This window comes from Rhodococcus sp. Leaf278, from assembly GCF_001426085.1.
In the GTDB taxonomy this organism is placed as follows: Bacteria; Actinomycetota; Actinomycetes; order Mycobacteriales; family Mycobacteriaceae; genus Rhodococcoides.
Map to the genome: position 1 here is coordinate 148,882 of NZ_LMRR01000010.1, position 25,965 is coordinate 174,846.

The window sequence follows — 25,965 nt, forward strand, 5'->3', positions numbered from 1 at the left end:
GCGGCACAGAGAATGTCGATACCGTCGGGTGAGCCTCGTCGTTGCCCCGAGGAAAAGAGAACCACAAGGAGCGCAGTTCGTGAACGATGCGGATAACCCGAACGAGTCGCCTGCGCTGCGTCGACCGCGCGTGATCGTCTTCGACGTCAACGAAACGCTGTCCGACATGTCGCCGTTGTCGGAGCGCTTCGCAGACGTGGGAGCCCCCGCGGAACTCGCGTCGCTGTGGTTCGCGAGTGTCCTACGTGACGGCTTCGCCCTCACCGCGGCCGGCGGGGCTCGGCCATTCGCGGACGTCGCATCCGGGCTGCTTGCAGTCATGCTGCCCCGGGAGACGCTGGATCGAGACATCGACGATGCCGTCGAGCACATCATGGGCGGTTTCATGGGTCTGGGCGTGCATCCCGACGTCGCGGACGGCATGGAAGCACTGGCTGCACTCGACATTCGACTGATCACCCTGAGCAACGGCGCGGTCGGCGTCGCTCGAAAACTCCTCGAAAGTGCCGGAGTACTGGAACACACAGAGATGCTGCTGTCCGTCGACCAAGCCGGGGCATGGAAACCCGCAGAGCAGTCGTACCGATACGCGCTCGATCGGTGCGACGTCGAACCCCACGAGGCCATGCTCGTCGCCGTCCACCCCTGGGACATCGACGGCGCACACCGTGCCGGGCTGCGCACTGCCTGGATCAACCGAACCGGCACCACCTACCCGAGCTATTTCGAGGACCCCGACCTCACCGCGAATTCCCTGGTGCACCTCGAGGAACTTCTCCGGTCCGGTTAGCTCGCGAGACACTTTCAGGCGGCTTCGTTTGCGAGTGAGATGGAACGTGCTCTACCCGGCCGTGGACTTCGAGGCGCCAGTCCAATCCAGTCCGGAGCGAAGGACCACCTGAACCGTGGCTTCGTAGTGACTGCGCAGCAGTTCAGCGGCTCGATCGATGTCACGAGCCAGAACAGCCTCGAGGATCAGTCGATGTTCCTCTTCCACATTGCGCACGGTCGCGGCAACCGACGGGGCCGCCCACCGGCGGTACAGCTCGGTGGAGTCGGCGAGATTGGATGCCAGGCGGATCATGGGTTCGCAGTTGCACGCTCCCAGGAGCGCCAGATGAAACCGGCGGTGCGCCGAAGCCCAGTCCTCGCTGATGTGGGTCGGGTCGTCTTTCCTGCGGCGGGGTGTACGAACCAATTGATGATGGGCGGCAATGACATCCGACTCCCACTGCACATCTCCCCGCTCCAGCGACAGCCGAAGCGCCAATTCCTCTGTGGTGCAACGAAGTTCAGTGATATCACTGAGTTCACGCAACGTGAGATCCCGTACGAAGAAGCCGCGATTGGGCTTGGCGACGACGAGATCTGCGCCGGACAACCGGGTCAGCGCTTCGCGGACGACGGTGGTACTGGTGCGGAACCGTTCAGCGAGAGCGGCTGGGGGCAGCTTTTCTCCCGGCTCCCACTCTCCGGCGAGGATTGCGCACCGAAGTTCGTCGATGGTGCGGGTTCCCGCGCTGTTCATTGCTTGCTGCGCAGCCACGACCAGAGTGTAGCAATCACGAATAATATATTTTAGGTTGACAATGTTTTATCCCTGGTTCTACGGTGGTGACAGCCCTCACAATCGAGACTGCCGACACGTACAACGCGAACCGGCGAGGCTACCGAACCGCCCCCTCGACCGGGGCCCACCCATCGGAGTGTGGATCATGTCCCAGGTTTTTCCCGCGGCGACGCCCACCGCACAGCAGGGACCGGAACAACGCCGACATATGCGTCGAGTGCTTCTGTCCAGCTACCTCGGCAGCGCCGTGGAGTTCTACGACTTTCTCGTTTACGGAACTGCTGCCAGTCTCGTGTTCGTCCACATCTTCTTTGCCGATCTCGACCCGGTAGTCGGCACCATCGCGTCGTTCGGAACCCTGGCCGTGGGATACCTTGCGCGGCCGATCGGTGGAATCATCTTCGGCCACTTCGGAGATCGCCTCGGACGAAAAAAGATGCTGGTTCTCACCATGTCCCTGATGGGTGGCGCATCCACCGCCATCGGATTGCTGCCCACCCAAGCACAAGTCGGTGTGCTTGCGCCGCTGCTGCTGATCACACTTCGGGTGGTTCAGGGGATTGCGGTCGGCGGCGAATGGGGCGGAGCCACGCTGATGGCCCTCGAGCACTCCGACGGTCGCAAGCGGGGATTGGCGGCCGCGATCGTGAACTCCGGTGCACCGACCGGTGCCGTTCTCGCCGCCACCATCATGGGCCTGTTCTCCCTGCTGCCCGAGGACGACTTCATGTCCTGGGGATGGCGAGTTCCGTTCTTGCTCAGCTCGATTCTCGTGGTGATCAGTCTGTGGATTCGACTGAGCGTCACCGAATCACCGCTGTTCACTGCGGCCTTGGCGAAAGCCGACAGCGTCGAGCAGGAACGGAAATCGCCGCTGGCACAGGTGCTTCGTGAACCCAAGGCTGTGATCTTGACCTGCTTGTCCGGAGCCGGTGCCACCGCCTTCCAATCACTGATGGCCACATTCGGCTTGACCTACGCCGTACTCGGTGGCGCTGATCGATCCACCGCACTGTTCGCCGCGGCTGTCGGCGCGGCGGTCAACATTTTCACCATTCCGCTTTCCGGTGCGCTCTCCGACCGGGTCGGTCGTCGCCCCGTTCTACTCGGGGGATTCGGCATCGGCGTGGTGTTGGTGTACCCGATCCTGTCCATGCTCGGCAGCGGTAGTACCGCCCTGCTCTTCACCGGCTACATCCTCGGGTACGGGCTGGTCGTCGGGTGCCTGTTCGGCACGCTGAGCTCGTTCATCAGCGAACAGTTTCGCACCACTTCCCGCTACACCGGGTCCTCGCTCGGTTATCAACTGGCAGCCACTCTCGGGGCAGGTTTCGCGCCGTTGATCGCGGTCCAGCTCCTCGACGCCGGCGGTGGCTCCGACGCCACCTTCGTGGCCGTATTCGCCGCTGCAGCTTTTCTGATCAGCGCATGCGCGGTCCTCCTCACCCGAGAGTCCTTCCGCACCGATATCTCTCACTGATTCCCTGTATTCACCGTCATGAAAAGGACATCGTCATGAACTACGCCAGCTTCCTCTCCGCCGACGGCGCTCCTACCTGGGGTGTGATCGACGACGGCCGCGCCTACGATCTCGGACCGACCGGCCTGAACCTGGCGGCCACTCTTCGGGCCGCGGTAGTGAACGGCACCTTCGGGAGCATCACAGACCAGCACCTGCAGGCACCGGCCCGCCACGAACCCGACATCGAGTACCTGCCGTCCATTAGCGACCCCGGCAAAATTCTGTGCATCGGCGTGAATTACCGCACCCATCAACAGGAGACCGGTCGGACCGAACAGAAGGCACCCACCGTGTTCACCCGATTCGCGGACACGCAGATCGGCCATCAGCAGCCTGCGCAGATGCCCGCGTCGACCGAGCAGTTCGACTACGAGGGCGAGATGGCGTTGGTGATCGGCAAGGACGCCTTCCACGTCGCGGAGGAGGAGGCTTTCGAGTACGTGGCCGGCTACGCGGCCTACAACGATTTCACGGCACGCGACTGGCAGCGAGTCACCACCCAGTGGATTCCTGGAAAGAATTTTCCGGGCACCGGAGCCTTCGGCCCCTGGCTGGTTCCAGCAGCCGATCTCGGTGACGTTTCCGCGTTGTCCCTCGAAACCCGAGTCAACGGCGATGTCCGACAGAAGGCGTCGGTGGCAGACCTGTACTTCTCTATTCCGCAGCTGATCGCTCACGTCACCGGCTTCACGCGCCTGGCAGCGGGCGATGTGATCGTCACCGGCACGCCCGGTGGCGTCGGATTCTTCATGCAGCCACAGGGTTTGCTCTCCGATGGCGATCAGGTGGAAGTCGAGATCACCGGGCTGGGAGTGCTGCGCAACACGGTGACCCGGGTTGCCTGACGCTGATTCCCCGGCCGCACGCGATACGGAGGTGAGTAGTCCGATGGACACGGTGTTCGACGCGGACGTTCTGGTGATCGGTGCCGGCCCTACCGGGCTGACGAGCGCGAGTTTGTTGGCCGACCAGGGGCTGACTGTGATCCTGGTCGAAAAGCACACCGGTACCACCGACGAACCGCGGGCGATCAGCATCACCGACGAGACGCTCCGGGTCATGGCGCAGATCGGAATCATGGATCGACTGGCCCCGCAGATGCTGATGGACACCGGCTCCCGATACTTCGGCAGACGTGGTCAACTCCTTGCCGAGGTACACCCCGGCACTCCCACGCTCGGACATCCCCGAAAATCGCAGTTCGATCAGCCGGTGCTGGAAAAACTGTTGCTCGACGCCGCGCGTGGCCGAGCGAACATCGACCTGCGATTCGACACCGAGACCGTCGCGATCACCAATCACGACGCCTATGCCGACACCGAAGTGGTCGACCCCGCAGGAACAGGAAGTATCCGAACCCGATGGGTCGTGGCCTGCGACGGCGGCAAGAGTCCGACACGATCACGGCTCGGGATCGAGATGGAGGGCTCCACGCAGGTCGAGAAGTGGATCGTCATCGACATCGTGGGAACCGAAGAGCACGAGAGGTTTGCCGACTTTCACTGCAATGGCACCCGTCCCGGCGTCGTGGTTCCCGGCGTCGAAGGACGGTGCCGCTTCGAGTTCATGCTGCTGCCGGGAGAGAGCGAGCAGGACATGACCACCCCGGCAGCGATCGACGAGCTACTCCGCCCGCTCGTCGGCCGGCCGGTGCGTCCCGCCGATATCCGTCGCGCCGCCGTTTACGTTGCGCACCAACGCATCGCGCTCGACTATCGACGCGGACGGGTGCTGCTCGCCGGCGACGCGGCCCACCTGATGCCTCCGTTCGCGGGGCAAGGACTCAATGCCGGAATCCGGGACGCCGCCAACCTCGCGTGGAAGGTGGCGAGCGAAGTCGAAGGCCACGGCACAGGTGCCCTGATCGGGACTTACCAGACCGAACGCCGGCCCCACGCAGCGCAGATGGTGAAGCTGTCCCACCGCATCGGTCGGATCGTGATGAGTACCAGCCCCGTCGTCACGATCGTCCGGGACGCGCTGATCACCGCATCCGGGGTGGTCCCGGCCGCCAAACGCTGGATCACCGAGATGAAATTTCTCCAGCAGCCCCACTTCACCACCGGTTGCGTCGTGCCACCGGCACCAACCCTGCCCTCGTCCGTCGCGTACTTGGTGGGACGCTCACTCCCCCAACCGGTCGTCACCCTTGCGGACGACACCGCTGTTCCGCTCGACACCGTTCTGGGCGTTGGATGGTCTCTACTGAGGTTTCCGATCGACCGGGACGGCACCGTCGAGATCGTTCGGCTCGGTGGACCGGCATCGTCCGCTTACGACCTCGCGTGGAGAACAACAGTGATTCACGATTCGACCGAAACATTCCGCCCGAACACCGACGGACCGCTCACTCTCGTGGTTCGGCCGGACCACTACGTCGCCGCCGCATATACGCCGGATCATGAAGACGATGCCCTCACCGCGCTGGCGGCCTTCGTACCCGGGCTCGCCGACGCAGCCACCAACTTGTCCGAATCCATTTCCGGCACAACCACTATGAATCGCTGACGGAGACCCTCATGCCCCTGGCACTGTGCGCCCTCTCGCACTCACCCCTCTACGGAATCAACGACCCGGATCCCGGCGTATTGAAGGCAGTCGATGTAGCGATCGACCGCGTCCGCACCTTCGTCGCTGACTTCGACCCCGAACTGACGGTCGTCTTCGGACCCGACCACTACAACGGCGTCTTCTACGACATGATGCCTGCGTTCTGCATTGGATCCGGGGCTCGCGCCGTCGGCGATTGGGGCACCGAACCCGGTCCGCTACCAGTCGACCGAACAGCGGCTCGCCGACTGGTCTCTGCAGTCCTCGACGACGGGATCGACGTGGCGCAGTCCGAGGAACTACACGTCGATCACGGCATCGCCCAACCGTTGGAATTTCTCTTCGGCAAGCAGTACACCAATCCTTTGGTGCCCGTCTTCGTGAACGCGGTCGGGCTACCTCTCGGCCCCATGCAGCGCATCCGGCTTCTCGGCGAATCGATCGGCCGCGAGATCGAGTCGTGGAACAAGCGAATATTGATCGTCGGATCCGGGGGACTTTCTCACGACCCGCCGGTACCGCGGCTCGACGAAGCAACCCCTGAGGTGCTCGCCCGCCTGATCGACGGTAGAAACCCGTCACCGGAGTTGCGCGCCGAGCGACAGCGTCGGGTGATCGACGCCGGAAAAGCTCACGCGGCCGGCGACAATTCTTTCCAGCAGATCAACCCCGGCTTCGATGCTTCAGTTATGAACACTTTCGCCAATGGGGCTGTCTCCGAAACCGATTCGTGGACCAACGACTGGATGGAAAAGAACGGCGGCCACTCCGCTCACGAAATCCGCAGCTGGGTAGCCGCATTCGCAGCTCTGTCCACCGGCGGCAGTTACACCGTCACCGACCGCTGGTACTGGCCTGTCCGAGAATGGATGACCGGTTTCGGAATGATGACCGCACTACAGGAGTCCTGAATGCCCACCACACCCGTACGCACGGAACCCGATACCGAGACCCGGCTCGCCATCCAAGCGCTGACCGCCGAGCACGCCTATCGACTCGACCACGGCCAGGCCGACACACTGCACGAGCTGTACACCGGCGACGGCGAATTGCTCGGACTACCGCCGAAAGATCTGATCGGCAAGGAGGCAATCTCCGCTTGGGGGATCGCCCGGGCCGCCCTACCGCGTACCTCCCGGCACATCGAAACCAACCACCGACTGCACTGGGAAGACGACCGCCTGCACGGCACCCTCTACGCCACCGTGCACCGCAGCGACACCGAGGACACCACCGACACCGCTCCCTTCATGGTCGGCGACTACGAGGACGAATACGCCCTCGTCGACGGCCGCTGGCGAATTCGGCGCCGCACCATCCGACGCGGATTTCGTGTCGCCACACCGACCGACCACAGTGCACACGCGGCAGCAACGATGTTCGGCCTCGACGACCTTCCTTTCGAGGAAGTACGACCCGGGTTCGCACGGAGTGCAATTCGCTCCGACGGGGCCTTGACCACCATCAACTGGTTCGAGCCCGGCTTCACCACCCGTGGCCCGCATTCGCATGCATTCGACCAGCTCAGCTACGTACTGGCCGGGGCGATGCGCTTCTACGTCGGCGACGACGTATTCGACCTGCACGCACCCGCGGTAGTGCACATCCCCGGCGGACTTCCGCATTGCGCCGAGCCGATCGGTGACGAACGCGCCCTCAACATCGACGTGTTCGCGCCGATTCGCGAGGACTATCTCCCCCTGTGCGAGCACCAAGGCTACCGAGCGTGAGAGCCGTCCGATTCCACACCGCTGGTGGTCCGGACGCCCTCGCCGTCGAAGAACATGACGACCCGATTGTCGGTCCCGGTCAGGTTCTCATCGACATCACCGGAGCGGGACTCAACCGGGCCGACGCTCTGCAGCGTCGCGGGCGGTACAACCTGCCCGCCGGTGCCACCGACATCTTCGGCCTCGAGGTCTCCGGGACGGTCGGCGGGCTCGGCACCGGCAGTACCCGTTTCGCCGTCGGTGATCCGGTCGTCGCCCTGTTGGCGTCCGGCGGATACGCCGAGAAGGTCGCCGTCGACGAAGGGCACGTGCTTCCCGCACCGGAGGGCATGAATCTGCTCGAGTCGGCAGGAGTCCCAGAAGTCGCGGCGACCCTGGTCTCGAACATCTGTATGACAGGCAGGTTCGAGCACGGCGAGACGGTGCTGATCCACGGTGCCAGTGGCGGCATCGGGTCATTCGGAATTCAGCTCGTCACCGCCCTCGGCGGCCGCGTTGCCGTCACCGCATCCACCGACGACAAACTCGCCCACGCCGGCAAGCTCGGCGCCGACATCCGCATCGACTACACCACCGAAGATTTCGCCGAGAAAATGATCGCAGCCGGAGGTGCCGACATCATCCTCGATACCGTTGCCGGCTCCTACCTCGATCGCAATCTCCGCGCCCTGAACGACTTTGGACGCATCATCACAGTCGGGATGCAAGGCGGGACCACCGCCGAACTCGACTTCTCGATGCTGATGAAGAAGAAGGCAAGCATTACCGGAACGCTGTTGCGGGATCGTTCCTCGGCGCAGAAGACAGCGATCATGTCCGAAGTGCAGCACCTGGTATGGCCGCTACTCGCCTCGGCGTCGATCCGCCCCGTTACCGACCGCATCTTCCCCCTCTCCCAGGTCGCTGCTGCTCATCACTATTTCGACAGCCATGCACACATCGGGAAAGTCCTCCTCGATTGCCGCAATTGATCACCGACGCGACGGTCCGGGCGGGAAGATCCGCGCACCCGACCTAGAGTTGTCCCCATGCCCGCCGGACGCTTCGCCCCCAGTCCCTCCGGCGATCTCCATCTCGGGAATCTCCGAACCGCATTGTTGGCGTGGCTCTTCGCCCGCTCCACCGAACGGCGGTTCGCCATGCGCGTCGAGGATCTTGATCGCGTGAAACCCGGCTCCGAGCAACGCCAACTCGAGGACCTCGCCGCCATCGGCATCGACTGGGACGGGCCCATCATGCGGCAATCCGAGCGTCGGGAAATCTACGACGCGACGATTCGCGCGCTCACCGCAGCGGGGATGACATACGAATGTTTCTGCACGCGTCGGGAAATACTGCAGGCCGCATCGGCCCCGCATGCACCCGACGGCGCATATCCCGGCACCTGCAGGAACCTGACCGCTGACGAGAAAGCAGCGAAGGACCGCCCACCGGCCATCCGATTACGTTCGCAGGTAACCGAATTCACCGTCGTCGATCAGCTGCACGGCCTGTTTCGGGGCCAGGTGGACGACTTCGTGCTCCGTCGATCCGACGGCGTCCCCGCCTATAACCTTGCCGTCGTCGTCGATGACGGTGCGCAAGGCGTCGACCAGATCGTGCGCGGCGACGATCTGCTCACCTCCGCGCCTCGCCAGGGATATCTGGCTCAGCTCCTCGGCCTCACCCCGGCCACCTACGTCCATGTTCCCCTCGCGCTGAATGTCGAGGGCAAGAGATTGGCCAAGCGCGACGGTGCCGTAACACTGCGCGAACGACCCGACGGGTGGGCACTCATCATCGCCTCCCTCGGTATGCCCGGAGCGAAGGACGCCGAGGAGCTGCTGGAGAAGTGGAAGCCGACGCGGATGCCGCGCGAACCGTGGGTGTTCGACCCCGCAAATCTCTGATCTACGAACCGATCGAGATCACGTTGCAACGCGACAGAACCCAACTCAGGATGAATCGGACGTACAGTGACCGCGAGAACTCAACCCGAGGGAGAAGGACACGATGACCTCAGGCGGCTACGACCCCGACAAGGATCCACAGAACCCCGGTGGCTATCCACCGCCGCAGGGCGGCTACCCACCACCCGGCAACTACCCGCCCCCTGCACAGGGCAACTACCCACCGCCCGGGAGCTACCCACCTCCTCCCGGCGAATACCCCCAGCAGGGCGGCTACCCGCCACAGGGCGGCTACCCACCGCCCCCGCAGGGCAGCTACCCACCTCCCCCGCAGGGCAACTACCCGCCGCCTCCGTCGTTCGGTAACGAGCCGATGACGTCGCAGTTGTCCGTCGGAACGGCCATCGGTTACGGCTTCGAGAAGTTCAAGCAGAACGCACTCGTCTGGGTCGGCATCGTCCTCGCCGCCGGAATCATCCAGGTCGTTCTGAACTACGTGTTGAGCTCCGACAGCTTCTTCCTCAGCTTGATCTTCAGCGTCATCATCGGTGTCGTCTCACTCCTCATCCAGGCGGCACTCGTTCGCGGCGCTCTGCACGAGGTCGACGGGATCAAGCCCGCGTTCGGGTCCTTTTTCCAGTTCGGCAATGTTGCCGCCGTCGTCATCGCCGGCATCCTGGTCGGCATTGCAACCGGCATCGGCTACATCTTGCTGGTCATCCCCGGCATCGTCATCACGTTCTTCACCTGGTGGACCTTCCAGTTCGTCATCGACCGCGGCGACGAACCCATCCCCGCCATCAAGGCCAGCGCCCAGGCGATCGCCTCGAACGGTGGCACGATCTTCGTGCTCGCGCTCGCTCTGTTCGGCCTCAACATCGTCGGCGCGATCTTGGTCGGCATCGGCCTACTGGTGACCATCCCGATCACGATCATCGCCGGAACCTACGCCTACCGCGTCACGGTGCGTGGACGCGTCGCCTGACCTGTAGTCCGCCTCGATGGGCGCGCATCCCTCACCCGGGGATTCGCGCCCATCGTCGTCTCGGTGCTTGGATCGAGCAGTGACTACTACCGAACACACCGCCCCCAACGGCGGCACCGAGTCTGGGCAGGCCACGTTCGCTCACATCAGCAAGGGTTACTACGCCCCGATCGTCGCGCTCTTCGTGGCGACGCTGCTGATCTCGAACGTGGCCGCCAGCAAAGGTGTCGCCTTCTTCGCCTCGTCCGACGTCATGCTCGGACCGTTCCAAATTCTGCCGATCAATACCGACGGCGCATTCTTCCTCTTCCCCCTCGCCTACATCCTGGGTGACGTGCTCAGCGAGGTCTACGGCTTCAAAGCCACGCGCCGCGCGATCTACCTCGGCTTCGGCTCCCTGCTGCTCACCTCCGTGTGCTTCTGGATCGCCATCGAACTCCCCGCCGCCTCGTTCTACGAGAACCAGGCCGCACTCGAGAGCGTCGTCGGCGTCGTCCCCCGACTGGTCCTCGCCGGTCTCGCCGGCTACACCGTCGGGCAGCTCCTCAACTCCGTCGTGCTGGTCAAGATCAAGGAACGCACCAAGGAAAAGCACCTGTGGGCGCGACTGATCGGGTCGACCATCGTCGGCGAATTCTTCGACACCCTGATCTTCTGCTCCATCGCCGCCGGAGTCATCGGCATCAGCACCTGGACCGACTTCATCAACTACGTCATCGTCGGATTCCTGTGGAAGACGCTGGCCGAGGTCATCGTCATGCCGATCACGTACCGCGTGATCTCGTACATCAAGAAGCGCGAGCCGTCGTACCAGGATGGCTAGGACGCGACCCATTCCAGACTGAGGTCGAAGTAACGCTCCCGGGCCGTCTCGAACATGGCGACGGCCCGGGTGCCCGGCCAGTCGTCCGGCGTCATGGACGGCGGAAGACCAGGGTCGACGTAGGGAATGACGCGCCATTCGTCGAGCAACGGCACGAACGTGACAAACGCGTCGCGGGAATTCCGAGCCGGGGACGTGCCGTCGAGGACCTCGAGAAATGCTTGATGACGATCGGCGATGCCGGCCAAATCCCACCATTGCTCGGCGCTCTCACGCAGCGTGGTGGGAGGCGCGACCTCGGACGCGACGAACGTCGTGACGTACTGCGACAACTCCAACGCGTCGACGATTGCAGCGGCCTCCGCCGCCAGATATTCGGGCGTGATCCACAATCCTGGTGAGACGGTCCCACAACCTATCGACGTGAGCCGACGCCTCAGCTGGTGCCGAGCCGCGCGTTGTGTCTCGGGAATGGTGAACGAGATCAACCGGAATGGATCGCCGTCGGCCATCCGCCGGAAGCCGAATATCCGGCCGTCGCCTCGCGCGAACATCGCGTCGGCCTGCTCGGTGATGCGATAGCCGGTGCGTCCCTCACGATTACCGGATTCGACAACGCTCTTCTTCTTCAACCTCGTCACCGCGATGCGCGTGCTCTCCGGTGGCACCCCGAGCGCGTCCATCCACACCACGAAGTCAGCGATGGCGAACCAACCACCGAGGGGGCGAACGTAGGCCCCGAGCACCGTGCGTACGAGTGACGTGGCGCTTCCCGGACGAGAGTCGAAGTCGTCGAGGATGGCCCCGGCGGTGCTAGGCGCGGAGTTCGTCACGAATCGCCACGATACCCAGGTACACCTCACGGTACGAGGTACTCAAAGGGCTCAGCCCCAGGCGAATACCGTGTGGCGCTCGATAATCCGGGATCACACCCTGCTCCCACAGACGAGCGGTGATCGCCTTGAAATCGGGATGGTCGATGGTGACGTGCCCGCCGCGTCGAGTCGAGTCCTCCGGTGAGGCGATCTCCACCCCGAGCGGTACCAGCATCTCGCGGACAAGTTCGAGGGCGTATTCGGTCAGTGCCACGGACTTCGCACGGATCGCGTCCATGCCCACCTCGGCGATCATCTCGATGGTGTCCTGCATCGCGATCATGCCGAATACCGACGGCGTTCCGCTGATGACGCGTCGAATACCCTGTGCCGGAACGTAACCCTGAGCCATCTCGAAGGGATCGGCCCGGCCCATCCAGCCCCAGATCGGCTGGACGAAGTCGCCCTGAAGATCGCTGCGCACGTACGCGAAGGCCGGTGATCCCGGACCTCCGTTGAGGTACTTGTACGTGCACCCGACCGCCAGATCGACTCCCCAGGAATCGAATTCCATCGGTACCGAACCGACGGAATGACACACATCGAGCAGCATCAGGGCACCGGTTGCGTGCGTGATACGCGTTGCCTCCGCCACGTCGACGAGGAAGCCGGAACGGTAGGCGACGTGAGTGATCACCACCAGGGCGGTGTTTTCCCCCACCACCTCGGCGAGTTGTTCGGGTTCGATGCCACCGCGGCGGTCCGTCTCGATCCATCGCAGAGTCATATTCGATTCGGCCGCAATACCTTCGAGCAAGTATCGGTCGGTTGGAAAGTTGTCACGGTCGATGACGATCTCGGTGCGGCCAGGCCGCATAGCGATCGCCGCCCGCGCCAGTTTGTACAGCAGTACCGTCGTCGAATCGCCGATCGTGGTTTGGCCGGGCGCGGCTCCCAGGGTGGCGTCGGCCAGGGCGTCGCCGATGGTGACGGGAAGGTCGAACCACTGCTCGTCCCAGCCGCGGATCAAGCGTCCGCCCCAGGCGTCGCTCATGAAGGTGTTGATCCGTTCGACGCTGGCCTTGGTGGGCCGGCCCAGCGAATTGCCGTCGAGATACGCGCTGATCGACGGATCGTCACTGCCGAGGAACTTGTCGCGGTAGCTGCGGAGCGGATCCTTGTTGTCGAGTTCGACTGCACGTTCCATCATCGGCCGATTTCCGTTCTGACAGCGAGCAATTCAGGGAAGAAGGTGAGTTCGAGTGCCTTCTGCAGAAATCCGACACCGCTCGACCCTCCGGTTCCACTCTTCATCCCGATGGTACGGAGCACCGTGCGCATGTGCCGAAAGCGCCAGAGCTGAAAGTTCTCCTCCAGATCGACGAGCTCCTCGAATGCCTCGTACACCGCCCAGTGTTCGGTGTGGTTTTCGTAGACGAATTTGATCAGCGGCATCAGGTCCTCGTTGTACGTGTATGCCGCGGTGACGTCCCGGTCGAGGGCCGATGCCGGTACGTCGTATCCCTGCCGCGCCAACGACTGCCAGAACGCGTCGTACAGGCTCGGCTCGTGCAGCAGCGTCGAAAGCAACTGGTGCGCAGCCGGATCCGACTCGAAGACCGTCAGCATGCCCGCATTCTTGTTGCCGAGCACGAACTCCACGGCCCGGTACTGATACGACTGGAATCCCGAAGAGTTGCCGAGGAAGTCGCGGAACTGGGAGTACTCCGTCGGCGTCAGAGTGGCCAGCACCGACCACTGCTCGGTCAACGTCTTCTGAATGTGCTTGACCCGGGCTACGCACTTGAGCGTGGTGCCGATGTCGTCGGCATCGAGAGCCGCCCGCGCGGCCAGTGTCTCGTGCAGTACCAGCTTGAGCCATAGCTCGGTGGTCTGGTGCTGAATGATGAACAGCAGCTCGTCGTGATGCTCCGGGGTGCTCACCGGCTTCTGGGCGCTGAGCAACGTGTCGAGGTCCAGGTACGAGCCGTAGCTCATGCGGTCACTGAAGTCGGTGACGACAGTCTTCTCTATCGCGCGAGTATTGGCTTCGACGCTCATGGATCGTCCTCGAGGTGGTGGGCTGGTGAGTCCACCGTATTACAGATATGTGCCGCCCGCTAGATATTCGTAGGTCACTGAGTCGCACGTCCATCAACGGTCGACAACGGTGGCGGTGCGCTCGGCGAGGTTCTGTGCGACCCACTCGCGGAGCGTCGTGGTCGGGATCCCGTGCCGGACATTGAACGTGTCGGCCTTGTCCCATGCGACACCGCGCCCCTGTGCGAAGACGGCGCGATACTTCCGGGTCATGTTGTCCGGGTCTGCACCGAGTTCTGCCATCAGGAGCGGTTCCGACCACACCTGGAGCGCGAACGGACGACCGAGGACTGTTTCGAGGGTCTCGGCGAGTTGGCCGTAGGTGATCGTGTCCCCGGCGACGAAGACGATCTCGTCACGGATGCGCGGCTCGGCGAAGAGGATCTCCGCGGTGAGCGCGCCGATGTCCTCCGGCATGGTCACGGTCACTGCGGTGTCGACGGTCCCGAGGGCATTGACGGTGTCGTTCGGGAGGTCGACCATCCCGGAGCCGGCATCGAAAAGGTAGTTCATGAACATGCCGGTGGAGATGATCACCCACTCGGTGTCGTGCTGTGAACGGAGGAGATCCCGCACGTCGAGCTGGGAGTCGAAGATGTCCTGGGGGCTGCCCCGGCCGATGACGTCGAAGTCGACACCGAACTGCCACGGGAAGTATCGCGGAAGCTTCGCCTGCAAGGCCGCCTGCGCGACTTTCATCGGAGTGTCCAATCCTGCGGTGATCCCGGTGCAGCCGATGACGGTGTCGTAGTCGGCGAAGACCGCAGCGAGGTCATCGACGGTGTTCTCGACCAGGTCACCACGAACGATGCCTATCCCGAGTTCGCGGATCTCCTCGACGTCGTGCTGCTTGGCCGGGACGGTGGAGTCGATCGTGGTCCCACGGAGCAAGACATCGACGACAGATTCAGCGACACCAGCAGCTCGACGGACGACGTTGCGTAGAACCGGCATGCCGAGTTCACCGGCTCCGATCACGAGGATCTTCCGTGACGGGCCATTCCAGTCGTTGATCATGTGTTCCTTTCTTCGGCTCCCCGAGGATCGGGTGCCGAACACGTCTGCGACCATAAACGTTGACATCACTGTCAAGGTCAAATCGGTGGCCACCGACGGAAGGACCCCGGCATGAAAATCAGTGAGGCAGCGGATGCGATCGGAGCGCCGGCACGGATGCTGCGGTACTACGAGCAGCAGGGACTCATCGACGCTGCGCGGTCGGCAAACGGGTACCGCGATTACTCCGACGAGCAGATCGAGCACGCACGCCACGTGCGCGCGCTCGTCGAGGCGGGTCTTTCCACGCGCATGATCAAGATCGTCCTCGACATCGAAACTCCTGAGCCGGAGCAGCATTCGGCGATAAGTGGTCGCGCGGCTGCAGAGGAACTCGCGCGTGAGTTGCGGGTGGTGGAGAACCGAATCGTGTGTCTCGAGAAAAGCCGCGAGGCCGTCATCGACTACCTCCGTAGCACCGACCACGCAGACCTCCTTAGCTAGAAGACGCACCGGAGGACCACGGCCGAGTCGCCCTGATCTGGACTCCGCGGTAGTCGACCTCGATTCGGGTGTCGATAACGCCGCCCACTGAACTATCCTCGAAGTACCCGACCCGAGTGAGGAATCGCAGTGCGTAGAGCGTCCGGACAGTTGGAGGAGTCGATCCTCGAGTTGCTCGGCCAGCACACGGAATTGTCGGTTGCTCAGGCACGGGAGCATCTCGGCGCGGATCTCGCCCACACGACCGTCATGACTGCATTGGTGCGGTTGCACGGCAAAGGCCTCGTCGATCGCGAGCGGCGAGGGCGTTCCTTCGTCTACACCCTCAACGCCCCGGTCGACGAGATCCCTGCACTTCGCGCAGCGATGCGGATGCGCACCGAACTCGGTACCAGGGCCGAGCGCGCCGACGTACTGGCCAGCTTCGTGGCCGCACTCGAGCCCGAGGACGAGGCCACATTGCGAGAACTGCTCGCCAAATCGGATTCAGCCGAGCATCGATGACTCTGCTCCTCATCGTGGCCATGCTGCCGTGGGTGCTGTCGCTGCTGCTGCGGTTCGGAGCCGACCACATCGACCGCCGACTCAACCCGTCCACCGCCGTAGTTCTGCTCCCGATCCTGTCGATGGTCACGGCGTTTGCAGTCGCCGCATCCTTGGCCGCGCTTGCTGCGGTTCTGCTAGCGTCGGCTCGGATTGTGTGGGTGTCACTGGGAATCGCCCTCTGCGCGTTGATGTTCTGGCGTGCCGTCGAAGTAACCCGTCACGTCCGACGCGTAGTCGTCAGTACATCCATCGCATCCGAATTCGGTGACGAGGCGCGAGCGACGGGCGGCATCGTCGTGGTCGACTCCGACGTTCCCGACGCCTTCGCCGTCCCCTCGGGCGGAGGTGCCGTCGTGATCACCACGGGTCTGGTGGAAGCGCTGTCTGACAACGAATTACGAGCGGTTCTCGAACACGAGCGCGCGCACCTGCGGCACCGGCACAGCGTGTGGATCCAGATGTGCGAGATCGCGGCCGGAGTCGATCCGATTCTCGGGCCGCTGGCCGTCACGGTACGACACGCTGCGGAGCGTCAAGCAGACGAGAGCGCGGCTGCGCTGGGCCGTCGAGATACGTTGTCTGCCATTGCCAGAACTGCTTTGCTTCGGGCCCATCTCGACCACGGGACCCACACTCTCGCCAGTACCGGCGGCGACGTCGTGCGACGCGTGCAGGCACTCAGCGAACCGCCGCGGCACCGCCCCGACCGCGGAATTCTCGCCGCCGGGATGGTCCTCGTCCTCGCGTTCACCGTCATCTCGGTGGCGTTGTTCGACGTCGTCCAAGATGTGGTGGTACCCGAAACCGGAGAAGCCGCCACCTCGATCTTCCGCTGACCTCGGTCAGATGCCCGCGACGCCTGCGAGTTGGCCGATCGCATAGGTGACCGCCATCGCGATCGCACCACCGATCACGATTCGAGTGACCGCCGGGCGACTGGGCGCTCCACCGAGGCGTGCGCTGATAGTTCCGGTCAACGCCAGTGCCAGCAACACCACGACGAATGTGACCGGAATGCGCAGCGAAGCGGACAGCAGCAGGATCGACAGCAACGGCAAGAGCGCACCACTGATGAACGACACAGCCGACGACGCGGCCGCTTGCCACGGATTGGTCAGCGCATCCGGGTCGATTCCCAATTCGACGTCCACGTGCGCGGCAAACGGATCGTGGTCGGTGAGTTCGCGAGCGACGGTCTGCGCAGTGTCCGCCGACAGCCCCTTGGCCTCGTACAGTGCCGCGAGCTCGGCCAGTTCCTGCTCAGGTTGCTCGTCCAGTTCTCGGCGTTCCTTGATCAACAGCGAACGCTCGGCGTCACGCTGCGTGCTCACCGAGACGTACTCCCCGAGTGCCATGGATACAGCTCCTGCAACCAGACCGGCAACGCCTGCGGTCAGCAGCGACCCACGGTCGGTGGTTGCGGCCGCGACACCGACGACCAGACCGGCGGTGGAGACGATGCCGTCGTTGGCACCCAACACCCCGGCTCGAAGCCAGTTCAGTCGGCCTGACAGATCACCGTGAGGCTCGTGATCGTGCAGGCTCGGCTCGGGCTCACTCATCGCCGGCCGTCGCCGATACGTCGTCCCATGCGGCGCGAGCGCCGGACTCTCCGATTCTGTACACCTGGACGATTGTGGTCGCTCCGATCACGACTGCCAACACCACCACCATGATGGACTGCCACCGGACGGGCGCGTTTCCCCGACCCTCACGCAGATGCAGGAACACGAGTGCCGCGGCGACGACGACCAGACCGACGGAGAAGTAGATCATCCAGTCGCCGACCTCGGTGTGCGTTTCGACCGCGGCGGTTTCCGGGACACGCTTCTCGAGCCACTCGCCGGCCTCGGTCGTCAGCGGAGTCAGCACCAACGTGAACACAGCAAGGGCCGCAATGAGCCACACGAGCCTGCTGCGCACACCGGACCAGATACTGGCGGCGACAGCGAGGATCGCGGTGAGCGGTGCCAGCACCACGATGAAGTGAACGAGCAGAATGTGGGCCGGTAGGCCGTTGAAGGTGGACATGGATTCTCCCGCTGGTCTCGATGTCGCGTGCTACTCACGCACGGCACATGCTACACGTTGTGTAGTAGTTGATCGTACGGTTCGACGGTGATCAGATCTCGCCACACCGAGTCGGGTTCTGCGACCATCTCATACATGATCTGCTCGAGACTTTTCCCCAGTGCCACAATTGTATTCGCGTCGAACAGTGCTGCGGGATAGACGATATCGACCGCGGTCTCGATAGCCTTACCTTCGCCGTCTCGATGTTCGGTGACGTGAAAATGAAGGTCGCACTTGGCGATGTCGATCGGTCGAGGGGTGATCTCGAAGCGAACATCCCCGACGTCGACGGTCGCGGCGGAGAAGACATCCAACGACAGCGCCACCTGAAAAATTGGGTGCCTCGCCTCCGTCGACTCGGCGCCGAGATCGACGACGACATCCTCGAACGACACCGTGGCATGGTCGAGGGCCCGCAATTCGCTTGCACGGGCTGCTCGCACGATGTCCTCGACGGTCGTGGCCTCGTCGATCTTCGTCCGGATGGCGACGGTGTTGGTGAAGGTACCGACGAGTTGCTCGAGTCTCGGGTCATCACGACCGGCAACCGGAGTCCCGATGACGATGTCGGTCGATTCCGTCGTCTGGGCGAGCAGAAGCAACAGTGCTGCGCGAAGTACGGTGAATCGTCCTGTCCCGCAACGCTGCGCCAGAGACGACATGCTCTCGGTGGCGTCTGCGTCGAAACGGAGCAACGTGCGCGCCCCGGAGAAATCCCAGTCCTGCCCGCGAGGACGGTCCAGTGGCAACTCCCTCGATCTCGGTATGTCCGACAACTCTGCGCGCCAGAAGTCGAGATCGGCCGACTTGTCTCGATTGGCCGCCCAAACGCTGTAATCCACGTAGTGCAGCGGCAATTCGAGCCACGACGGTGCGGTGCCGGCAATCCTGGCGTGATACGCCAGCACGAAGTCCGACGCCAACAGCCCTAGTGACCACCCGTCCGCTGCACTGTGGTGGACGGCGCACGCGAGCACGTGGCGATCGGGTGCTATCGCAAACAGGCGCGCCCGAATCGGGAACTCGGTGCGCACGTCGAAGGGGTGCTCGAGGGTCTGCACCGCTGCGGCGTCATCGAAGTCGACAACATCGAGGGTCGGTACCGCCATCGCCGAATCCGGCTCGACGACCTGCACCGGAACCCCGTCGACATCCGGATACCGCGTTCGCAGGGTGCTGTGCCGATCGATCAGGTCGGTCATCGCCTGCGAGGCTGCCGCCGCGTGGAACCGACCGGAAATCGTGACCGTGAACGGCAAGTTGTACAGCGGGAGGTGCGCACTTCGATCGATGTGGCGTTGCTGCGGCGCAAGCGGGATTGCGACCATCCCCTCCGCCAGACCTCGTTCGGGTCGCGAATCCTGCTGCCGCCCAATCAGTCGACGCTCGTCGATCCGTGCTGCCAGCGCCTGAACGGACGGGGAAACGGCCAGGTCTCGGACGCCGACGTCCACCGAGGCCTCGGCCCGCACCGATGCTACGACTCTGGTCGCCGCCAGCGAATCGCCCCCGAGATCGAAGAACGAAGCGGCGCAATCGATGCCACCCCTATCGAGCACACGCGCGAACACAGCCGCCACCATCTCCTCGGTGACACCGGACGGCTCGATCGGAGTGCCGGTCCTCGAAGCGGTCAGGTCCGGAACAGGAAGTGCGCCGCGATCGACCTTTCGATTGATCGTCAGCGGAATCTCGCCGAGGATCGACAGGGTCGCCGGCACCATGTGGGCGGGCAATCGCTCGGCGAGCTCCTTGCGAATGCGCTCGGTGTCGAGCACATTTCCATCGAGCGCGGCTACGACATAGCCGTCGATACGCAGATCCCCAGTTCGACTGCGACGCAATGCCGATGATGCCGCACTGACACCCGGGAACGCCCGCAACGCCGCGTCTATTTCACCCAATTCGACACGATTTCCCCGGATCTTGATCTGATCGTCGGTGCGGCCGAGGAACTCGAGCGTACCGTCACCGCGCAGACGCGCACGATCTCCGCTTCGGAACATCCGAATCCCGCTGCCGAACGGGTTCGCGACGAATCGCGCCGATGTATCCGCGGTGCGACCGAGATATCCTCGCGCGACTCCGGCAGTTTCGATGTAGATTTCACCGACCGCTCCCGAGGGAACAGGCCGCAGAGTGCGATCGAGAAGGTGAATTTTCGCGCCCACCATCGCTCGACCGATTCCGTCCGCACTGCCCGGGTGCAGCCGCTCGGTCATCGTGACACTGCAGGTCGTCTCGGTGGGTCCGTAGGCATTGAGCAGTCGTCTGCCTGCCGACCAGCGGTCGACCGCATCCTGCGGAGCCGCCTCACCACCGATGATGATCGTCCCGACGTTCGCGAGCGCCGAGGGATCCAACGTCGCCAGCGCCGAGGGCGTGATCAGCAGATGTGTAATCGCCTGCTGGACAATCAGATCCGACAGTTCGGCGCCGCCGTATCTACCCGCGGGCGCGATCACCACCGCCGCGCCCGCGGTCGCTGCAGTCAGCACCTCGACGATGGCAGTGTCGAATCCGGGCGAGGCGAGGTGACAGACTCGCGACTCGTCGTCGAGGTCGTAGCTGCTTCTGATCTGTTGCACCAACGCGGCAATGCCATCGTGGGTGACGACGACGCCTTTGGGAGTACCGGTGGACCCGGAGGTGTAGATGACGTAGGCCGCGTGGTGCAGTGCAGTGGTCGCGACTGTGGTCGGGTCTCCCTCCGCGAGAATGTCATCGACGTCCAGCCACTCCACATCACCGAGTTCGCCACCGCCCGTGCACAGGCCCAACACCGCGCCGCTGTCACGCACCACGAACTGCGCCCGCTCACGGGGGTGATTCGGGTCGACCGGAACGTACACCGCACCCACTCGTGCGACTGCCCAGAAAGCGACGACCCCCTCGACGGAACGGCCGATGCGAACGGCGACCCGGTCCTCGGTACCGATTCCTCGGGCAGCCAAAGTGGACGCAAGTGCTGACACTCTCGTGGCCAACTCACCGTAGGTCACGGCGACTTCTGCGTCCCGAATTGCAATTCGATTGCCGTGCTTCGCGATTGCCGTCGAGAACACGTCGTTCAGTGATCCACGCTCGGTCACGGCCATGCCGACGGAGGCGGGTGTCGCGTCGGGCTCCCCGGGCAGGAACAGGTCCAGGTCGGCCACCGCCGTGTCGCCGTAACCGGACTCGGCGAAACGGTCGAGAAAGTGCAGGAACCGCTCGTGGTGACGCGCCAGGTCCCACGGCGTGTAGGCGGCAGGATTGGCCTCGAAGTCGATGCGCGGACGGGCTCCGCGTCGACCTGGATAAATGTTGACGGCAAGATCCGACACCGGGCCTGTGGTCAGGATGTTGATCTCGCCGTCGAAGTCCCCGACGGCCACGGTGTTCGCAAACATCATCACGTTGATCGTCGGCCCGAAACGCCCTGCGGTGATGGCATTTCCGCTCGCGGATGCCTGCGGCCTGCTCCGCTGGTGCCGGAGCACGGCACCGATCGCCACCTCGGTGGACTTGACCACGTTGTTCACCGTCGCCGATCCGACGCCCGACAACCGCAACGGCACCACATGAGACAACGAGGACCCGGCCCGGCGAAGCATCGCTGTCGGCCTCGCCGAGACCGGCAGTGACAGATCGACGTCGTCTACATCGTTCATCCGCGCGAGGAAGGCAGCGAACGCAGCGATCACGACCGTCGACGTGGCGTGTTGGGCCCGGCTCGACGCGGTCAGTGAAATCGACCGATCCTCCCCGACGACGATCGGAACCGATGCAGGCTGCCAATTCCGGCCCCAGGTAGCGGCGTAACCGAGGTCGGCGGATTCCCAGTGCTTACGATCGCGCCGCGCGCGAGCGGATGCGCGGTAGCGCTCGTCCTCGGCGAGAAGCGCCGCCGGAGTCGTCGGATCGATCCGTGGAGGCTCGACGCTGTCCTGCGCCCCGGCGTACAGAGCCGCCGCCCGCTCGAGCACCTTCATCGACGCATAGCCGTCGAGCGCGATGTGATGGGCCCTGGTGTACCAGAACACGCGATCGTCACCGACACGGAGTACTCGCAGTCGCACCAGCCGGCCGTACATCGAGAGGGCTGTTCGACAGTCGTCGTTCATCCATCGGGTCGCCGCTTCTTCCGGACGGTCGTGTCCACGGAAGTCCAGAATTTCCACTGGTTCCGGCTCGGTCTCCGCGTCTACGAACCGCTGCATCGGAGTGCCGTCGACCTCGACGATCCGCATGGTCGACGACGAGAACTCTCGATGCGCCTTACTACCGCACGCGGCCAAAACGTCGACGTCGACGGCACCGACGATGTCGACGTAATACGCAATGGTGAACGGCACGTCCGGCATGAATTGCTGGGCCAGCCAGATGTCGGCCTGGGACGAACTCACAGGTATGGCGTCGTCGAACATCGTGGTCCCCCCACTGCGATCCAGTTACTACACACTCAGTAGTACTAGAGTACGCGCTGGCGGTGAGACGGATGCCGCACATGGTGGACGCTTGTGCGAGGCGGGCACTCAATCTCTCAGCAGAACCAAGTCCGGTGCTCCGAAATAGATACCGTCCAGAGTCAACAACGGCAGTCCTTTCGAGATTGCGCATGCTGCGATCCAGCGATCGCCGGTGTGAATTTTGTTGTGCAGCGCATGACCCGCGCGCTTGCACGCTGCGGTCAACACTGCATAGGCGTCGACGACCTCGCGGTCGATGGAGATCGTAGGGGCCGAGTCGAGCTTGACTCGGGTGTCTGCCACTCTGCGCTCACCCCAATTACCCATCATCGTTCCCGCGAGTACCTCTGCCCGCGTCTGGAACGCAATCACGACCTGAAGCCCGGCCAGTTGTCTACGCAGTTCGTCGACAGGATGACCACGATTCGCAGCCTTGCCTGGGTCGACGTACAGAATGCTGAACACGTCGGTATCGACGAGAACAGCACCCCGGCTCGCGGGCCGGGTCATAACCCGATAGCAGCAAAGAATGCGTCGGCTTCATCGTCGCTCACCCCGTCGATCCCGCCGGGCTCGATACCGGGTGCAGCAGCCAAAATGTCCCCGAGAGGGACTGAATCGGGGATGCCTCTCTCCGCAACTGCGTGAGTAAGCGCAAGAATCCGCGAGTTCGACAGCCTCTTCAACTGTCCGTCCGCGCCGGTCACCGGCATACCAGTTACGGTCACGTAGCTACCGACCAACGGACCGAGTCCGGAGTCGTCGGCCACATCGGGAAGAGCGACTTGGTTGCCGGCGTCATCCTCCACCTGAAAGCGGTGTGTTTTCAGGTTGGCCGAATACAGGCGTCCGATGAAAGTACGGAGTTCGGTCGACACACCAGCTGCAACCTCCCAGGTCTCGGGTCTAAGTGCAGCCGTGTCGAATGTCTGTACCGTCAGTCCATCAACTTTGAACTCGACCTCCGGGGCAGCGCGGCGTAGAGCCGATACCAATTCGCCGGCTGCGTTCGACAGGGAATCGCTGACCCAATCCGGCCGATGGTCGAGACCGATCGATCGCACCAACTTCTCGAATGTTGCGTCGAAGCCTTCCTCGTCTGCCAGATCGAAGTCCAACGCATCCTCACCGGCTCCTGCGCGTCGAACAAGAAGTTTGGTGCTGCCAGGGGCCAACCCGATGACCAGATTGGCGACCTGGTGCACTCGTGAGGGTGCGCGGCCGAGCCGATCGGCATCTGTCTCGCTTCGGCCGATGCTCATCGCAACTGTCCTGAGACTCTGTACGAGCGCAAGCAAGTCATTGGCGTCCAACTCGCCCTCGGGTGCATTCGCGCCCTTCAGTCGAAACTCGAATTGAGTGGCCACGGTTATCACCTTCTCACTGGGGCGGCGCAGTCTGACGTCTTCGTCCATTGTGCGCGATCGACGCACATCCGGCGTAGGAGATTATTGCGGTTGCCCCCGACACTTCGATATCAGCCACGATGCGGAGCGAGGCCATGGTGGTCGTAGTCTGACACCCGTGCCGCAGAGCAACCACTATCACCATCTGATGTTCGGTTCTGCTGCGATCGCGCGGCAGAAGGTCGACGGCAGCTACACCGCCTACGGTTCACAGACCGAGCGACCCGACGACGGCCCGATGCCTCTCGACACTCGCGAGAAGGCCATGATTCGTGCGATCGATCAGTTCCAGATCGCCACTGTGGCCGAGTCGGGCTGGCCTTACATTCAGTATCGAAGTGGGCCGAAAGGCTTCCTGCAGGTTCTCGACGATCGGACGTTGGGGTTCGCCGACTTCGCCGGGAACCACCAATACGTCACGGCGGCAAACCTCGATAATGACGATCGCGTCGCGATTTTTCTCGTGAATTACCCTCTGCGTCAACGCCTCAAGCTCTACGGCCGGGCACGTACCGTCGAGGCCGCGGACGATCCCCAACTACTGGACCGACTGAGGAAGATCGGCGACTCGACTGTCGCCGCCACGTGCGAGCGCAGCGTCGTCATCGACGTCGAGGCGTTCGACTGGAACTGCACCCGCAGCATCATCCCCCGCTACGACGCGGCTTACCTTGCGGATCTGTCCGAGGTGTACCAGCGCAAGGCCGCCGAGCGGGAACAAGAACTGCTACAGCGAATTTCGGAGCTCGAAGATCGGCTCACGCAGTCTTCGGCGCGTAGAAGCGACCCAGAAACTCCGTCTTGAATTCGGCGAAACGTCCCTGCTCGATCGAGGCTCGGATGTCATCGACCAGCTTGACCGTGAAGCGCTCGTTATGGATGGTGCACAGTGTCGATGCGAGCATTTCCTTGGCCTTGAACAAGTGGTGGATATAGGCCTTGGTGTAGTTCGCGCACGTGTAGCAGTCGCAGTTGTCGTCGATCGGGGTGAAGTCGCGTCGATGCTTGGCGGTGTTGATGTTGAAACGACCCGTCGGCACGTAGATCGCCGCATTGCGCGCTACCCGTGAGGGATTGACGCAGTCGAAGGTGTCGGCACCGTTCTCGATCGCGGTGAAGAAATCGTCCGGCTCGCTGATGCCGAGCATGTGACGTGGCTTGTGTTCGGGCAGCTCCTCGTTCACCCACCGAGTGATGGTTCCGAGGTTCTGCTTCTCGAGCGCACCGCCGATCCCGTAGCCGTCGAAGCCCCTACCCGTTTCGCCGGTGATCGTTTCGAGATCGTGTGCGGCCTTGCGTCGCAGATCCTCGTACTGCGCGCCCTGCACCACTCCGAACAACGCCTGGTATGGCTTGTCGGCGCGCTCTACCGTGAGCCGTTCGTGCTCGAGGACGCATCGCTTAGCCCACGCCTGGGTTCGGTCGACCGACATCTCCTGATAGCCGCGGGTATTCATCAGCGTCGTCAACTCGTCGAACGCGAACATGATGTCCGCACCGAGGCGGTGCTGAATCTGCATCGACACCTCGGGAGTGAATCGGTGCTTGGAGCCGTCGAGATGGGATTTGAACGTCACGCCGTCGTCGTCGACGTGGGCCAGCCGTTCCTTGCCCTCGGCGATGACGTCGTCGGACTGCACGCGCGTGGCGTCCATCGAGATGACCTTCTTGAACCCGACGCCGAGTGACATGACCTGGAATCCACCGCTGTCGGTGAACGTCGGCCCGTCCCAGTTCATGAACTTGCCCAGCCCACCCGCCTCGTCGACGATGTCCGAGCCCGGCTGCAGGTACAGGTGGTACGCGTTGGCGAGCACCGCCTGCGCGCCGAGCTCCTTCATGGCCTCCGGCAGCACCGCCTTGACGGTCGCCTTGGTGCCCACCGCGATGAATGCGGGGGTGGCGATGTCGCCGTGCGGGGTGTGGATGGTGCCGGTACGACCGAGCTCACCGTCGAGCCGGGTGCCGATATCGAAGCCGAAACTGGAGGAACTCACCGGTTCAG

At 63.4% G+C, this 25,965-nt stretch carries 25 protein-coding genes; 14 read left to right on the forward strand and 11 right to left on the reverse strand.

All coding sequences use genetic code 11. From position 1 onward, the window contains the following. Positions 1 to 79 precede the first annotated feature (79 nt). Entirely contained in the window at positions 80 to 790 is a 711-nt protein-coding gene (locus tag ASG84_RS11895; protein ID WP_057477229.1) for a haloacid dehalogenase type II, read from the forward strand. A 51-nt stretch (positions 791 to 841) separates the two neighbouring features. Here ASG84_RS11895 and ASG84_RS11900 read toward each other — a convergent pair whose 3' ends face one another. Then, positions 842 to 1,546 carry a GntR family transcriptional regulator gene (locus ASG84_RS11900; protein WP_156399482.1) on the reverse strand — a complete coding sequence of 235 codons (705 nt, stop codon included), beginning with the start codon at positions 1,544 to 1,546 and terminating at the stop codon, positions 842 to 844. A 169-nt stretch (positions 1,547 to 1,715) separates the two neighbouring features. Here ASG84_RS11900 and ASG84_RS11905 point away from each other — a divergent pair, with 169 nt between their 5' ends. The 9 genes from ASG84_RS11905 (at position 1,716) to ASG84_RS11945 (ending at position 11,069) form a co-directional block, all read left to right on the forward strand. Continuing rightward, a complete protein-coding gene (locus tag ASG84_RS11905; RefSeq protein WP_057477276.1) occupies positions 1,716 to 3,050 on the forward strand; it encodes an MFS transporter in 1,335 nt (444 codons plus the stop codon). A 35-nt stretch (positions 3,051 to 3,085) separates the two neighbouring features. Beyond that, entirely contained in the window at positions 3,086 to 3,937 is an 852-nt protein-coding gene (locus ASG84_RS11910) for a fumarylacetoacetate hydrolase family protein (protein WP_057477231.1), read from the forward strand. 43 nt (positions 3,938 to 3,980) lie between these two features. Continuing rightward, positions 3,981 to 5,600 carry an FAD-dependent monooxygenase gene (locus ASG84_RS11915; protein WP_057477232.1) on the forward strand — a complete coding sequence of 540 codons (1,620 nt, stop codon included), beginning with the start codon at positions 3,981 to 3,983 and terminating at the stop codon, positions 5,598 to 5,600. An 11-nt stretch (positions 5,601 to 5,611) separates the two neighbouring features. Then, on the forward strand, positions 5,612 to 6,553 hold the full coding sequence (locus ASG84_RS11920; RefSeq protein ID WP_082520940.1) for a 3-carboxyethylcatechol 2,3-dioxygenase: 942 nt from the start codon (positions 5,612 to 5,614) through the stop codon (positions 6,551 to 6,553). Next, positions 6,554 to 7,372, forward strand: a complete 819-nt coding sequence (locus ASG84_RS26910; RefSeq protein ID WP_082520941.1) for a nuclear transport factor 2 family protein — start codon at positions 6,554 to 6,556, stop codon at positions 7,370 to 7,372. Next, positions 7,369 to 8,343 carry an NAD(P)H-quinone oxidoreductase gene (locus tag ASG84_RS11930; protein ID WP_057477233.1) on the forward strand — a complete coding sequence of 325 codons (975 nt, stop codon included), beginning with the start codon at positions 7,369 to 7,371 and terminating at the stop codon, positions 8,341 to 8,343. Before ASG84_RS26910 ends, ASG84_RS11930 begins: the two co-directional genes overlap by 4 nt. Before the next feature lie 57 nt (positions 8,344 to 8,400). Further along, positions 8,401 to 9,261 carry a tRNA glutamyl-Q(34) synthetase GluQRS gene (gluQRS, locus tag ASG84_RS11935; RefSeq protein ID WP_057477234.1) on the forward strand — a complete coding sequence of 287 codons (861 nt, stop codon included), beginning with the start codon at positions 8,401 to 8,403 and terminating at the stop codon, positions 9,259 to 9,261. 103 nt (positions 9,262 to 9,364) lie between these two features. Further along, complete coding sequence (locus tag ASG84_RS11940) at positions 9,365 to 10,246, forward strand: hypothetical protein (protein WP_082520942.1); 882 nt, start codon at positions 9,365 to 9,367, stop codon at positions 10,244 to 10,246. Between the two features lie 79 nt (positions 10,247 to 10,325). Next, positions 10,326 to 11,069 (forward strand): queuosine precursor transporter, encoded by a 744-nt coding sequence (locus tag ASG84_RS11945; RefSeq protein ID WP_057477236.1) that lies wholly within the window; start codon positions 10,326 to 10,328, stop codon positions 11,067 to 11,069. Here ASG84_RS11945 and ASG84_RS11950 read toward each other — a convergent pair. The 4 genes from ASG84_RS11950 to ASG84_RS11965 all read right to left on the reverse strand — a co-directional run bounded on the left by ASG84_RS11950 (position 11,066) and on the right by ASG84_RS11965 (position 15,001). Beyond that, a complete protein-coding gene (locus ASG84_RS11950; protein ID WP_057477237.1) occupies positions 11,066 to 11,902 on the reverse strand; it encodes a PaaX family transcriptional regulator in 837 nt (278 codons plus the stop codon). The two genes, ASG84_RS11945 and ASG84_RS11950, sit on opposite strands and share 4 nt — an antisense overlap. Further along, on the reverse strand, positions 11,883 to 13,091 hold the full coding sequence (locus ASG84_RS11955) for a kynureninase (RefSeq protein ID WP_057477238.1): 1,209 nt from the start codon (positions 13,089 to 13,091) through the stop codon (positions 11,883 to 11,885). Before ASG84_RS11955 ends, ASG84_RS11950 begins: the two co-directional genes overlap by 20 nt. Continuing rightward, positions 13,091 to 13,945, reverse strand: coding sequence for a tryptophan 2,3-dioxygenase (locus ASG84_RS11960; RefSeq protein ID WP_057477239.1), 855 nt, complete (start codon positions 13,943 to 13,945; stop codon positions 13,091 to 13,093). The genes ASG84_RS11955 and ASG84_RS11960 overlap by 1 nt, the downstream gene beginning before the upstream one ends. Before the next feature lie 93 nt (positions 13,946 to 14,038). Beyond that, a complete protein-coding gene (locus tag ASG84_RS11965; protein WP_156399483.1) occupies positions 14,039 to 15,001 on the reverse strand; it encodes an aromatic alcohol reductase in 963 nt (320 codons plus the stop codon). A gap of 111 nt (positions 15,002 to 15,112) precedes the next feature. Between ASG84_RS11965 and ASG84_RS11970 the strand changes: the two genes are divergently transcribed. The 3 genes from ASG84_RS11970 (at position 15,113) to ASG84_RS11980 (ending at position 16,866) form a co-directional block, all read left to right on the forward strand. Then, the gene (locus ASG84_RS11970; RefSeq protein WP_057477240.1) at positions 15,113 to 15,484 is read left to right on the forward strand and encodes a MerR family transcriptional regulator; all 372 of its coding nucleotides are present in this window, start codon (positions 15,113 to 15,115) and stop codon (positions 15,482 to 15,484) included. A 129-nt stretch (positions 15,485 to 15,613) separates the two neighbouring features. Further along, positions 15,614 to 15,988: a BlaI/MecI/CopY family transcriptional regulator gene (locus ASG84_RS11975; protein ID WP_057477241.1), complete on the forward strand. Its 375-nt coding sequence runs from the start codon at positions 15,614 to 15,616 to the stop codon at positions 15,986 to 15,988. After that, the gene (locus ASG84_RS11980; RefSeq protein ID WP_057477242.1) at positions 15,985 to 16,866 is read left to right on the forward strand and encodes a M56 family metallopeptidase; all 882 of its coding nucleotides are present in this window, start codon (positions 15,985 to 15,987) and stop codon (positions 16,864 to 16,866) included. Before ASG84_RS11975 ends, ASG84_RS11980 begins: the two co-directional genes overlap by 4 nt. 6 nt (positions 16,867 to 16,872) lie before the next feature. On the opposite strand, the gene ASG84_RS11985 is transcribed toward ASG84_RS11980, so the two are convergent. The 5 genes from ASG84_RS11985 to ASG84_RS12005 form a co-directional block, all read right to left on the reverse strand. Next, positions 16,873 to 17,592: a VIT1/CCC1 transporter family protein gene (locus ASG84_RS11985; protein ID WP_057477243.1), complete on the reverse strand. Its 720-nt coding sequence runs from the start codon at positions 17,590 to 17,592 to the stop codon at positions 16,873 to 16,875. Further along, positions 17,585 to 18,061, reverse strand: a complete 477-nt coding sequence (locus ASG84_RS11990; protein WP_057477244.1) for a DUF2231 domain-containing protein — start codon at positions 18,059 to 18,061, stop codon at positions 17,585 to 17,587. The genes ASG84_RS11985 and ASG84_RS11990 overlap by 8 nt, the downstream gene beginning before the upstream one ends. Positions 18,062 to 18,111: 50 nt before the next feature. After that, a complete protein-coding gene (locus ASG84_RS11995) occupies positions 18,112 to 22,491 on the reverse strand; it encodes a non-ribosomal peptide synthetase (protein ID WP_235581633.1) in 4,380 nt (1,459 codons plus the stop codon). Positions 22,492 to 22,620: 129 nt separating this feature from the next. After that, the gene (locus ASG84_RS12000; protein WP_057477246.1) at positions 22,621 to 23,064 is read right to left on the reverse strand and encodes a PIN domain-containing protein; all 444 of its coding nucleotides are present in this window, start codon (positions 23,062 to 23,064) and stop codon (positions 22,621 to 22,623) included. Further along, on the reverse strand, positions 23,061 to 23,921 hold the full coding sequence (locus ASG84_RS12005) for a hypothetical protein (protein ID WP_156399484.1): 861 nt from the start codon (positions 23,919 to 23,921) through the stop codon (positions 23,061 to 23,063). The genes ASG84_RS12000 and ASG84_RS12005 overlap by 4 nt, the downstream gene beginning before the upstream one ends. A 187-nt stretch (positions 23,922 to 24,108) precedes the next feature. Between ASG84_RS12005 and ASG84_RS12010 the strand changes: the two genes are divergently transcribed. Further along, entirely contained in the window at positions 24,109 to 24,765 is a 657-nt protein-coding gene (locus ASG84_RS12010) for a pyridoxamine 5'-phosphate oxidase family protein (protein ID WP_057477280.1), read from the forward strand. Here ASG84_RS12010 and tgt read toward each other — a convergent pair. Then, positions 24,719 to 25,957, reverse strand: a complete 1,239-nt coding sequence (gene tgt / locus ASG84_RS12015) for a tRNA guanosine(34) transglycosylase Tgt (protein ID WP_057477248.1) — start codon at positions 25,955 to 25,957, stop codon at positions 24,719 to 24,721. The two genes, ASG84_RS12010 and tgt, sit on opposite strands and share 47 nt — an antisense overlap. Positions 25,958 to 25,965: the final 8 nt, after the last annotated feature.

What these genes read in the sequence shown, in the direction of transcription:
- ASG84_RS26910 (WP_082520941.1), top strand. Translation starts at nt 6,554, where the DNA reads ATGCCCACCACACCCGTACGCACGGAACCCGATACCGAGACCCGGCTC.
- ASG84_RS11965 (WP_156399483.1), bottom strand. Translation starts at nt 15,001, where the DNA reads ATGATCAACGACTGGAATGGCCCGTCACGGAAGATCCTCGTGATCGGA.
- ASG84_RS11955 (WP_057477238.1), bottom strand. Translation starts at nt 13,091, where the DNA reads ATGGAACGTGCAGTCGAACTCGACAACAAGGATCCGCTCCGCAGCTAC.
- ASG84_RS11970 (WP_057477240.1), top strand. Translation starts at nt 15,113, where the DNA reads ATGAAAATCAGTGAGGCAGCGGATGCGATCGGAGCGCCGGCACGGATG.
- ASG84_RS11985 (WP_057477243.1), bottom strand. Translation starts at nt 17,592, where the DNA reads ATGAGTGAGCCCGAGCCGAGCCTGCACGATCACGAGCCTCACGGTGAT.
- ASG84_RS11915 (WP_057477232.1), top strand. Translation starts at nt 3,981, where the DNA reads ATGGACACGGTGTTCGACGCGGACGTTCTGGTGATCGGTGCCGGCCCT.
- ASG84_RS11905 (WP_057477276.1), top strand. Translation starts at nt 1,716, where the DNA reads ATGTCCCAGGTTTTTCCCGCGGCGACGCCCACCGCACAGCAGGGACCG.
- ASG84_RS11940 (WP_082520942.1), top strand. Translation starts at nt 9,365, where the DNA reads ATGACCTCAGGCGGCTACGACCCCGACAAGGATCCACAGAACCCCGGT.
- ASG84_RS11990 (WP_057477244.1), bottom strand. Translation starts at nt 18,061, where the DNA reads ATGTCCACCTTCAACGGCCTACCGGCCCACATTCTGCTCGTTCACTTC.
- ASG84_RS11920 (WP_082520940.1), top strand. Translation starts at nt 5,612, where the DNA reads ATGCCCCTGGCACTGTGCGCCCTCTCGCACTCACCCCTCTACGGAATC.
- gluQRS (WP_057477234.1), top strand. Translation starts at nt 8,401, where the DNA reads ATGCCCGCCGGACGCTTCGCCCCCAGTCCCTCCGGCGATCTCCATCTC.
- ASG84_RS11960 (WP_057477239.1), bottom strand. Translation starts at nt 13,945, where the DNA reads ATGAGCGTCGAAGCCAATACTCGCGCGATAGAGAAGACTGTCGTCACC.
- ASG84_RS12000 (WP_057477246.1), bottom strand. Translation starts at nt 23,064, where the DNA reads ATGACCCGGCCCGCGAGCCGGGGTGCTGTTCTCGTCGATACCGACGTG.
- ASG84_RS12010 (WP_057477280.1), top strand. Translation starts at nt 24,109, where the DNA reads ATGTTCGGTTCTGCTGCGATCGCGCGGCAGAAGGTCGACGGCAGCTAC.
- ASG84_RS11910 (WP_057477231.1), top strand. Translation starts at nt 3,086, where the DNA reads ATGAACTACGCCAGCTTCCTCTCCGCCGACGGCGCTCCTACCTGGGGT.
- ASG84_RS11980 (WP_057477242.1), top strand. Translation starts at nt 15,985, where the DNA reads ATGACTCTGCTCCTCATCGTGGCCATGCTGCCGTGGGTGCTGTCGCTG.